The sequence below is a fragment of the Vibrio sp. M260118 genome, assembly GCF_036533755.1.
GTDB lineage: Bacteria > Pseudomonadota > Gammaproteobacteria > Enterobacterales > Vibrionaceae > Vibrio.
Window position 1 is genome coordinate 1 of record NZ_JATABG010000306.1, and the last position, 4,395, is coordinate 4,395.

Sequence of the window (4,395 nt, forward strand, 5' to 3'; positions counted from 1 at the left end):
GACGTAGGTTCAGGTCAAATGGGTAAAATCTGTAACAACTTGATGCTTGGGATATTAATGTCTGGCACTTGTGAAGCCCTTAATTTAGGTATTGATAACGGTCTCGACCCAAAAGTGTTGTCGAACATTATGTTGCAGAGTTCAGGTAGTAATTGGGCGCTGGAACTATACAACCCTTGCCCTGGAGTAATGGAAAATGCGCCAGCATCGAAACAATACCAACCGGGCTTTATGAGCAAGTTAATGCTAAAAGATCTTGGCCTGGGATTAGAAGCAGCGGCTAAGAGCCAATCTTCGGTTCCTATGGGATCATTGGCTCGTAACCTCTACGCTTTTCACAACATGAATGGCAATGAAGAGCTCGATTTCTCTAGTTTGTTTGAATTCTATCAGTCAAAGCGCTCGCAGGAATAAGGATAGGTAGACATGATCTTGAAAGAGAGCGTTGTCGCGATTACTGGGGCTGGTCAGGGGTTAGGGCAGATGATGGCGGTCAGTTTAGCTCATGCTGGTTCTGAATTAGCCTTAATCGATGTCAATGAAGATGCATTGCTAGAGACCCAGATACAGTGCCATATGCTAGGTGTCAAAGCGTTAACCTATGCCGCTGACGTGACCAATGAGGCTCAGGTTGAACAGATATTTAGTGACATTGTCACGGATTTTGGTCAGTTGGATGGTTTGGTCAATAATGCGGGTATTCTTAGAGATGGTCTACTTGCCAAAGTGAAAGACGGCCAAATTACTAAGATGCCTTTAGAGCAGTTTAACTCGGTGATTGATGTCAATCTAACCGGGACATTCCTCTGTGGTCGAGAAGCTGCTGCGAGTATGATTCAAACTAAGCGTAAAGGTCTGATCATCAATATCTCTAGTGTCGCTCGGGCAGGAAACATTGGTCAAACCAACTATGCCGCTTCCAAAGCCGCTGTAGCTACTCTAGCGACAACGTGGGCGAAAGAGTTGGCTAAGTTTGGCATTCGCGCGGCTGCTATCGCACCGGGAGTGATCAAAACACCAATGGCTGCTCAGATGAAGCCAGAGGCGATCGCTCGATTAGAATCTATGATCCCTGCAGGTCGTATGGGAGAAACATCAGAAATAGCGAACACAGTGAAGTTTATTTTTGAGAACGACTATATCAATGGACGAGTGTTAGAAATCGATGGCGGCATAAGGATGTAGTGTGTATTTCGGCTTGTAACAGTAGTCGATTGGCTCTTTTAATCTTGATATCAGTAGCATAGACTTGAGGCTGATTAAATGGAGTTATCGACAATATGGAACTAGCTAATTTTCTTGAAAGTCTCTCAAACAGCCCTGATTCAGTTCAGTTTGAACAGACGATGGCAGTGATTGATGCCAACTACGATTTCACACCTACTGCCTTTGTAAACGGTGAAACACTAAACGATGCCAATCAAAATAACGGTTCGTGCAAAATATTCGCATTTGGCCAGTTAAACAATCTGGATATCGCATCTACATTGGCATGCTTCGGTAAGTTTTATCGTGAGGATGTGCTTGGCAACCCAGGTGGCCAAGATCATGCCAATATCCGCAATTTTATTCAATTTGGTTGGCAAGGTATCAAATTTGAAGGCGATGCTTTAGCAAAAAAATAGTTACAAAAGGAGCTGAGAGCTCCTTTTTAGATCTAATTTGTCGCTGTTTGGTTTAAAACTCAGCAAACAAATTTAAATTTGTGATTTTTGTTTGACTCTCTGAGCTCAATCCGTAAAGTATGCAGCGAACGCAGGGTAGACCACCTAAAGCGTTGAAAATCAAAGGCGCGTTGGCAGAGTGGCTATGCAGCGGATTGCAAATCCGTGGACCTCGGTTCGACTCCGGGACGCGCCTCCACTACTTCTTAAAGTAGCAAGCCAGCCAAGTGCTGGTTTTTTTGTCTTTGAATTCCTTCCTGATGACTATCATAGCTCTATACCATGGTCTATGCGGTGCGTAGTGCACAGGTTTGGTGCATTAGCATTTGTTAAGTTAAATCTAACTCCTTGAATATCAAGCCTTAACGACTTGGCATCTAATTTGCTCATCTAGTTTAGCTCGGCTGAAACGGGCACAAAATATATAACAACGTCACAGGCAATGAAGCCTCCTTCACTCGAACAGTGAAGGAGGCTTTTTTTCAAGGAGTAAGTGATGACAAGGGAATGTACAAAGACAGCTTGCCCATATTGTGGAGTAGGCTGCGGTGTTGAAGTAAATCAGTTAGGAATTCAGGGTGATAAGCAGCACCCTGCCAACTCTGGCGCTCTGTGTGTCAAGGGCTCGGCGTTAGCGCAAAGCCTAGATATGCCGTCTCGACTGCTGTATCCAAAGCTCAATGGAGAAGAGATCAGTTGGGACCAAGCGACAGATATGATTGCCAATGCCTACCATGAGGCGATTGTAGAGAGTGGCCCAGATTCGACGGCCATGTATGTCTCTGGTCAACTGCTAACCGAAGATTATTACGCTGCGAACAAGTTTATGAAAGCGACAGTTGGTAGCGCGAACATAGATACCAACTCGCGACTCTGTATGTCGTCGGCGGTTGTGGCTCACAATCGCGCATTTGGTGAAGATGTTGTTCCGGTTAACTATGCAGATATTGATGACGCTGAACTTATCGTTATCTGTGGTGCGAATACCGCATGGACTCACCCTGTTCTATTCAGACGAATCCAGCAAGCTAGAGAGCGTAACCCTGAATTGAGACTCGTTGTGATTGACCCAAGAGAGACAGTCACTGCGCAGCAATCTGATCTGCATTTAGCGCTGCCGAATGACGGTGATATTACACTGTTTAATGGCTTACTTCGCTACTGTGTTGATACAGCCAATATAGACCAAGAGTATATCGAGCAGCACACGTCAGGCTTTACTGAGCTATTAGACTCGGTAGCTTCAAACGCTTTCAGCATTAATGAACTTAGCGAGCAACTCGATCTTAGCCAAGAACAGCTTAAAACCTTCTATCGCTGGTTCGCTAACACTAAAAAGACCATTACCTTGTTCTGCCAAGGAGTAAACCAGTCTCAATCGGGTTCTGACAAAGCCAACGCGATTATTAATGCCCACCTAGCTACGGCAAAAATTGGTGTTAAAGGGGCAGGGCCGTTCTCAATTACCGGTCAGCCGAATGCCATGGGCGGTCGAGAAGTGGGTGGCTTGGCTAATCAGTTAGCGATACATCGTGGTTTTGATGATGAGTCTATTAAGCTTGTCAGCGAATTTTGGCAAACTGATAATCTTGCATCAAAGCCGGGACTAAAAGCGATCGAGATGTTTGAAGCGGTCGATCGCGGTGAGATTAACGTTATTTGGATCATGGCGACCAACCCAGTGGTTTCAATGCCAGACAATACCTTCGTAAAACGCGCACTAGAAAAGTGCCCAATGGTGATTGTCTCTGATGTGACTGGAGACTCTGATATCGCAAAATATGCCACCTTGTTATTGCCCGCAGCGGGTTGGGGCGAAAAACAAGGCATGGTGACTAACTCGGAGCGAATGCTCACACGTCAACGTCAGTTCACATCACCTAAAGGGCTATCCAAACCGGACTGGCTAGCAATCTGTGAAGTTGGTGAAAAGCTATGTAATTTACAGTGTAAGCCGAATGCATTTGGCTTTGAATCTGAAGCGGATGTGTTTAGAGAATTTGCTGCCATGAGCGGTATCAATAAACAGAGTCCACTCCTGTTTGATATCTCTGAATACGCACAGATCAGCAACGAAGAGTATCAAGCATGGCAGCCAGTACAGTGGGGTGGAACTCGCCCTTACGAGTCAGGTAGCTACAGCTTTGCTGATGGAAAAGCGCGCTTTGTTGTTCCTGCAATGCCTATTAGCGAGCAAGACTCGTCATGGTGGCTAAATTCTGGTCGTCAGCGCGATCAGTGGCACACTATGACTCGCACGGGTTATATCACGCATTTGGCCGCGACTGAGCCGGAACCAACAGTCTATATCAATAGCCGTTCTGCAGCTTATATCGACGTTAAAGAAGGTCAGCTCATCTCATTGGTGAGCGATAATAGCGACGGTCGTATCTATGCTAAAGCAGCCATTGATGATGGTCTAGGTAATCGACAGCTGTTTATGTCGATGCACTGGGCCGGAGAATATGGCCTTGCTAGTCAGGTTAACGCTGTTCTAAGCCGTTATGCTGACCAGTACTCAGGCCAGCCTGCATTTAAGTCGCAGAAAATTGCGATTGAGCCTGTAGCGGTCAAAACCTATGGTCTTTATGTTGGTGAGAAGTTTGTAGACCGAGACTTCCTATATCAGTCTTTCCAAGCGGAAGAACGTGTCGGGATTTGGCGTTTCGCTGACAGCTTGCCTGCGGATAGAGCTTATGTCTCCAATCTAGGGTCGACACCACATCAACGT

General features: G+C 45.8%; 4 protein-coding genes and 1 tRNA gene. All 5 read left to right on the forward strand.

Features of this window, described 5'->3' with window-relative positions:
* Nucleotides 1-414 (forward strand): NAD-binding protein (locus QTO00_RS15475; RefSeq protein WP_331425587.1); only part of this gene is annotated, 414 nt, incomplete at its 5' end.
* Nucleotides 415-426: 12 nt separating this feature from the next.
* Complete coding sequence (locus QTO00_RS15480) at nt 427-1,185, forward strand: SDR family oxidoreductase (protein ID WP_331425588.1); 759 nt, start codon at nt 427-429, stop codon at nt 1,183-1,185.
* A gap of 95 nt (nt 1,186-1,280) precedes the next feature.
* Nucleotides 1,281-1,625 carry a HopJ type III effector protein gene (locus tag QTO00_RS15485; RefSeq protein ID WP_331425589.1) on the forward strand — a complete coding sequence of 115 codons (345 nt, stop codon included), beginning with the start codon at nt 1,281-1,283 and terminating at the stop codon, nt 1,623-1,625.
* Nucleotides 1,626-1,789: 164 nt separating this feature from the next.
* Nucleotides 1,790-1,863: transfer RNA gene (locus QTO00_RS15490), tRNA-Cys, on the forward strand.
* A 297-nt stretch (nt 1,864-2,160) separates the two neighbouring features.
* Nucleotides 2,161-4,395, forward strand: a 2,235-nt coding sequence (locus tag QTO00_RS15495) for a nitrate reductase (RefSeq protein WP_331425590.1), incomplete at its 3' end; no start/stop codon positions are given.

Excerpts from the sequence above, each read along its gene's own strand:
- QTO00_RS15480 (WP_331425588.1), top strand. The coding sequence starts at position 427 with ATGATCTTGAAAGAGAGCGTTGTCGCGATTACTGGGGCTGGTCAGGGG.
- QTO00_RS15485 (WP_331425589.1), top strand. The coding sequence starts at position 1,281 with ATGGAACTAGCTAATTTTCTTGAAAGTCTCTCAAACAGCCCTGATTCA.